4 protein-coding genes and 1 pseudogene are annotated in these 6,289 nt (G+C 43.6%); 3 read left to right on the forward strand and 2 right to left on the reverse strand.

Annotated elements, in window-relative coordinates:
* Positions 1-121 precede the first annotated feature (121 nt).
* The 3 genes and pseudogenes from gepA to BLO31_RS14935 all read left to right on the forward strand — a co-directional run bounded on the left by gepA (position 122) and on the right by BLO31_RS14935 (position 4,684).
* Positions 122-2,661, forward strand: a pseudogene (gene gepA / locus BLO31_RS14925) (phosphodiesterase GepA).
* Between the two features lie 98 nt (positions 2,662-2,759).
* Positions 2,760-3,764 carry an adenosine deaminase gene (gene add / locus BLO31_RS14930; RefSeq protein WP_070968301.1) on the forward strand — a complete coding sequence of 335 codons (1,005 nt, stop codon included), beginning with the start codon at positions 2,760-2,762 and terminating at the stop codon, positions 3,762-3,764.
* Positions 3,765-3,880: 116 nt separating this feature from the next.
* Positions 3,881-4,684, forward strand: a complete 804-nt coding sequence (locus tag BLO31_RS14935; RefSeq protein ID WP_245688502.1) for a substrate-binding periplasmic protein — start codon at positions 3,881-3,883, stop codon at positions 4,682-4,684.
* 90 nt (positions 4,685-4,774) lie between these two features.
* On the opposite strand, the gene BLO31_RS14940 is transcribed toward BLO31_RS14935, so the two are convergent.
* The gene (locus BLO31_RS14940) at positions 4,775-5,869 is read right to left on the reverse strand and encodes a TonB-dependent receptor (protein WP_070968304.1); all 1,095 of its coding nucleotides are present in this window, start codon (positions 5,867-5,869) and stop codon (positions 4,775-4,777) included.
* Positions 5,870-5,940: 71 nt separating this feature from the next.
* Positions 5,941-6,289, reverse strand: a 349-nt coding sequence (locus BLO31_RS23870; RefSeq protein ID WP_175443230.1) for a hypothetical protein, incomplete at its 5' end; no start/stop codon positions are given.

Here is a 6,289-nt window from a genome sequence, read left to right on the forward strand (position 1 = left end):
TCAATTTGAATTTTCTATCAATAGCGACTATCTATAGGTGTGAGGGAGTCGCTTTTTTCATTTCCAAATTCAAAAAGCGTCTAACAAAAAAATCAACACGGACGTTTGCAGAATTATAAATATGATGCCATCAACCCAAATTACTCTTAGAACCGCTGTGGTTCTCCCCTTTGTGATGATATTTCTGATCACAATTGGCGTTATTGTCGCGGTGCAGAAAAGCAATTATGAAGACATGGTTCATGACATTAGCAGTAAACAGCTCTCAGCATTAACATCCAACGTCACTTTAGAACTGCACCAATTCCTCGACCAGCCATTTAATGCCAGTCTTGCAATGAGTCACGGTATCAGTTTCAACCGTTTATACGAAGAAGGTGATACAACAAAGATAGAAAACTACTTACTCACCAACTTCAAAGATCTTTACCGCAGCATTCCCCACTTAGACGTGATTGGCTTTGGGGGTGAAGGAGCGGAGTATATTGGTTTTAGAAAAGAAGCCAACCAAGACTACACCTTGATGATTCAGGATGATCGCACTAATAAAACCTTGGTTATTTATCGCGGCAGTGAAATCAGTGAGGATATACGCTCAGTCTTTACCGGCTATGACCCAAGAATTCGCCCTTGGTATGCTCCCGTGGCTCAGAGCCTCAGTCCGTTGTGGTCTAAAATTTACACCAATGCCGACGAAAGACAAGAAATCACCTTGTCGGCCTTGACGCCCGTGTTTTATCAGCAAGATTTTATGGGCGTCGTAGTAACGGACGTCAAGATTGATACCTTCAATGCGTTTTTAAGAGAGAAGCAAACCGATACCAATGCCGCAATTTATGTCTACGACCAAGACCAACGTTTAGTCGCCCATTCCGCAGGCGGTAGTGTCGTCTCTTGGGGGACAACCTTGAGTCCAAAAGGAGAGCGGCTACTAACAACCGAGAGCGCGAATCCGGTAATTCAGGCAAGTGCGCAATACGCGGGCTTAAATGAATTGCACCTCAAAGAATCAACCAGTCGCTTCGACCTTGACGTCAATGGAGAACGGTACTTCAACCATATAACACCTTATACCGATGAGTATGGACTCAAGTGGTATATTGGCGTTTCAATCTCTGAAACAGATTTATTGGGCAAACTACCCGAAAGCCAACGAAACAGTTGGATTATAGGATTGTTCGCCAGCCTAATTGGGATTGCCATTGGGCTAGTAGCATTCAACCGCGTTGTAGCCCCAATAACTTCTACCGTCACCGCAGCCAGACACCTTGCAAAAGGGGATTGGGATAGCCATATGCCCAAACCAGGACACATTTACGAAACCACTATGTTGGTTTATGCCTTTACAGAAATGGCAAACAACTTAAAAGCGTCTTTCAGGGCTTTGCGCTCCCAGTTGCTCTATGATTCTTTAACTAAGCTATACAGCCGTGAGGGCCTGATCGACACCTGCGATCGCCTTACAGAACTCAACGGTTGCCTGATGTTAGTGGGGATCAACAAGTTTAGGGATATCAATGATAGCCTTGGTCATTACAAAGGAGATCAGTTGCTCGCAATCATAGCGGAAAGACTTAAATCACTATTTGACGAAGACTGCTATATTGCCCGAATTGGTGGTGACGAGTTTGCGATTTATCTGACCAAGAACCACGACGAAGAGTATGTCACGCTCAGTGCAAATCGAATTGTACAAATGTTTGCCGCCCCCTTCGTTATGGAGAAAGAAAGCGTGGTTGTCAGTGTGTCAGTCGGCATTGTTCGCGACCATCCCGCAAGTAATATGACCCTTTGGCTACGCAACGGCAGCATTGCCCTCAGCAACGCGAAGCTAGACATCACTGGTATTAGCTACTACAAACCCGAAATGGCCGATATTTCTCGTAAGCGCACACTGATGCAAGCCAAAATCAAAGACGCCATTGAGAATCAAGAATTTGTACCATTCTATCAGCCAATAGTGGACTTAAACTCGGGTAAAGTCGTTGGTGCAGAGGCGCTTGCACGTTGGTTGTCTCCTAGCTCTGGTATGATATCGCCATTGGATTTTATTCCAATCGCGGAAGAGAGTGGACTGATTAGCCCAATAGGTGAACAAATTCTCTTCCAAGCCTGCTCCGATACGATGAGAGGCATTCGGGACGGCAAGTGGGGCCCAGAGTTTCACTTACACGTAAACCTATCGGTAAACCAACTCTCTCAACCAGATTTCATTAAAGAGTTGCAAAATACATTAGATAGAACAGGCTTAATGCCGATAACCTGACTCTGGAAATCACTGAATCGAGAATTGTCGATAACGACCCGGTGACCTTGCAAAACATGCAAACTATACGCGATTTCGGGGTTCATATCGCTATTGATGATTTTGGAACAGGCTACAGTTCGTTGGCTTACTTACACAAGTTGCCTTTCGATTGCTTGAAGATAGATAGAACCTTTGTCGATAAACTCGACAAAGAGAGCTTAGATACTTCTATTGTTGCCGCAATCATCAACATGACGAAAAGCATGAAAGTTGAGCTTGTTGCTGAAGGGGTAGAAACACAAGAACAAGCGCAAATGCTTTCCGACCTATGCTGCCCATTAGGACAAGGTTACTTATTTAGTCGCCCAGTTGCCTTTGAAGACTGGCCAACAGATTTAGTTAACATGAAGTAGAAATCGGCCAAAATCGCTGTTTTTGTACTCAAACCGTACTGACACCTTGGCCTTGGCTTTTTATACTTAAGCGCAAATCAGAACACGGACTCCTTATAATGATAACTAAGAATCTTCCACTTACCGACTTGCACCGCCACCTCGACGGAAACATCCGTACGCAAACCATTTTAGATCTAGGCCAAAAGTTTGGCGTTTCGCTACCCGCATACGATATTGAGTCTCTTACGCCACACGTCCAAATTGTAGAAGCCGAACCCTCGTTGGTCGCCTTTTTATCCAAATTAGACTGGGGAGTAGCAGTTCTGGGTGACCTAGACGCATGTCGACGCGTCGCCTATGAAAATGTTGAAGATGCCCTTAACGCTCAAATAGACTACGCCGAACTGCGTTTTTCCCCCTATTATATGGCCATGAAACACAACCTACCGATTGAAGGTGTTGTCGAAGCTGTTGTCGATGGCGTTGCGGCAGGTACACGAGACTTTGGTATCAAAGCCAACCTAATTGGTATTATGAGCCGTACCTTCGGCACCGATGCGTGCCAGCAAGAACTCGATGCAATTTTAACTCAAAAAGATAAAATCGTTGCCGTTGACCTAGCTGGTGATGAACTTGGCCAACCGGGAGATCGCTTTGTCACCCACTTCAAACAGGTGAAGGACGCTGGATTAAACGTCACTATCCACGCAGGAGAAGCCGCGGGCGCAGAAAGCATGTGGCAAGCAATTCGAGAACTTGGGGCGACGCGTATTGGCCATGGTGTTAAGGCCATTCACGACCCTAAGCTGATGGATTACCTTGCAGAGAACAAAATTGGTATAGAGTCATGTCTGACCTCTAACTTCCAAACCAGTACCGTTGACTCACTGGCAAACCACCCACTCAAGCTGTTTCTCGAACACGGAGTTCTGGCATGTTTAAACACTGACGATCCGGCAGTAGAAGGCATTGAGCTGCCATATGAATACGAAGTTGCTGCACCTCAAGCAGGTCTGTCCCAAGAACAGATTCGCCAAGCGCAAATTAACGGTCTAGAGCTTGCCTATATTTCACAAGTAGAAAAGCAAGATCTAATGGATAAAGCAGCCAGCCGTTCGTAGTTATTATTCTTGTTAAGAAAACCGATGCGAGCATCGGTTTTTTTTCATCCTAAGCTCCCAAAAAACAGCATCTGCACCTAATCTTAATAATAAGTCAGAGTCCATAGGAGCAGACCGTGAGTAAACTTATCGCTTTTGTTGCGTTTATCTGCCTTTCCTTGCCATCGCACTCCTTGGGATGCGAACTAAAAATGGGATTTAGAACCACGGAAAGACTGCCTCTTATCGCAAAGTCTCCCAATAATGAGGGGCTTTATTACGACCTATACAGCCAGGCAGCTCAAAACATTGGCTGTCAACTAACGGTTGTTAGAAGCCCCAAGAAAAGGCTATTAAAAATGCTTGCGGATGGAGAAATTGACTTTTATCCGGGTTTTGTTTTCAACCTGCAACGTTCAGAGTTTACCTTTTTTATTGAGAGTGGCCTCCCAGGTGGAGAGATTGGTATATCACGACTAGAAATCGACGAAATAACGAGTAAACATCAATTAGCCGGACTGACGCTCGTTCAATCATTGGGAGCTCCAGATTTTGCTGCTGGCGTCGACAATATTCAGTATTACACCAAAGCCGAGCTTTCCATCCCTGAAGCTATTGAACTAATTCGAAAGAAAAGAGCCGACTTTTACATCTACCCCAGGGGCACCCTGCTTTATTATCTCAAACTAAATAAGGCTGATGATATCCGGGTACACAAACGTTGCTGTGGGGGCGAGCGTCCCTTGTATCTGGGTTTTTCAAAAAAGTCACCGTACCTAAAAGAGGCCACCAACACGCTGTTTGATGCAGGAAAACCTTTAAGCGCGAGTAACTGGCCGACAATAGCAGAAGAAGATTCGGTGGCTTACCAGTTCCAACAACAGTTAAAGCGGATGAAAGAGAGCGGTGCAACTATGGGATTGTACAACCAGTATTACTGAGTATTCATTTCGATTTGACTGGGAGTGTTTTGAAAGAGTGCCCTTAAAAATAAAGCCGCTATAATTAACGGCTTTATCACATTCAATCAATTAGAGAAATGGTATTGATATCCCCAGTTTAATCTCCGTCAGTGTACTCTTTTGATAGTCTATGGAGTCACTCGTTACCGAAAGATTAAAAATAGAGTTTTTGAGCTCGACTCCAATAGCACCTTCTACTGGATAATACTTAAATCGGTATAGCGTACCACCCGCCGCAAAATCATAACCCAAGTGAGCAAGTGTCGAACTATACGCATGCAATCCGTGAACGTAGATTCGATGTCTTTCTGCTATATTATAAGCTAACAGAGCACGATACTTTATAGGAAGTACTTGTTTATAGTCGTGGTAAAGTTCAGTACCACTCATAAGAGGTCTGATTTTATACTTACCATCTTCTACTATGTGTGTGGCTGTATTAGCGTGCATCACCGTTACTGGTGCATGATCCCAATAGATTGCACTCACTAGATCTTGGATGTAAACAGAAGTAAACCAATCGTCATTGATTTTCCAATCTGCACCGATATCAATTCCATAACCAAACTTGCTGGTTGGCTCATCCGCTTTTCTTTTCAGTAAGCGATCTTCTGTATAAGTATAGTCCAGCGTAAGATTACCGGTATAGCACTCAAGTTCACCACCACAACCATCATTAGAAGCAACATGACCAGTAATATCACCGTCCATCAACTCTTTAGCCTTCATGTATGAAGCGGCCGCATAGAGATTAATATCATCATTTAGATCATACAGATAACCAAGACGGAGGCCTTGCATGTGGATGTGATTGACACTCAAATCAATGTCGTAAGTTTTATCCGGCTCTAATGGACTTTCGTGCACTGTCGTTTCGTAAAACGCCATCGTATCTTCGGTAAAGCCGAGGAACCACTCATAGCGATAAAAGTATGAAAAAGCAAAACTTTTATACTGGGTACCTAATGAGTATTCCCCTACAGCAAACGCACTTTCAGAAGGGGTATAATCAACTTCATTACCTTTCACTAAATCATAGACAGAGTTATCTTCGACATAAGCTAAGGCGCTGATCGAAGTGTAGACATTCGCGTTGTTATCAGTACTTGCTAGATCAGTAATTGGTAGCAAACTGGCTGATACTATCGCTAAATTGGATAACATAAAATTTCAGTTCCGAATAAACAACAAAAGGGAGGCGAACCGCCCCCCTTATTTTTCAACAAGATAGTTTTTTAGAAAACAGTATCAGTTTCACCACTTATGTAACGAACTACGTATGTTCTTGATTTTTCTATTGTAGCCATTTTCTCTGTGCCTACAACAAGATCACCTTTGTAATCATTGCCATCTCTGCTCAAGCTAACTACTACACCATCAGTGTTTTTAATAGTTAAAGAGGTTGGCTCTTGAGCTTTTTGAGTAGCGAAGTCGTACTGAACCAGACTAGATACGATCGTAGTGGTATCGTTATAGTCAACCGTCAGTTTTGTATCCACTGTGTCATAAGACACTCGAGAAGCATCTAGTTTCACTGTTGCAGGAACGTTCTTGTTTGCAGCACTATTTACATCAATAGAAAGT

The sequence above is a fragment of the Vibrio sonorensis genome, from assembly GCF_001854765.1.
Classification (GTDB): Bacteria; Pseudomonadota; Gammaproteobacteria; order Enterobacterales; family Vibrionaceae; genus Vibrio; species Vibrio sonorensis.

Bases quoted from the DNA above. Each gene is read 5' to 3' on its own strand.
- add (WP_070968301.1), top strand. From the start codon at position 2,760: ATGATAACTAAGAATCTTCCACTTACCGACTTGCACCGCCACCTCGAC.
- BLO31_RS14940 (WP_070968304.1), bottom strand. From the start codon at position 5,869: ATGTTATCCAATTTAGCGATAGTATCAGCCAGTTTGCTACCAATTACT.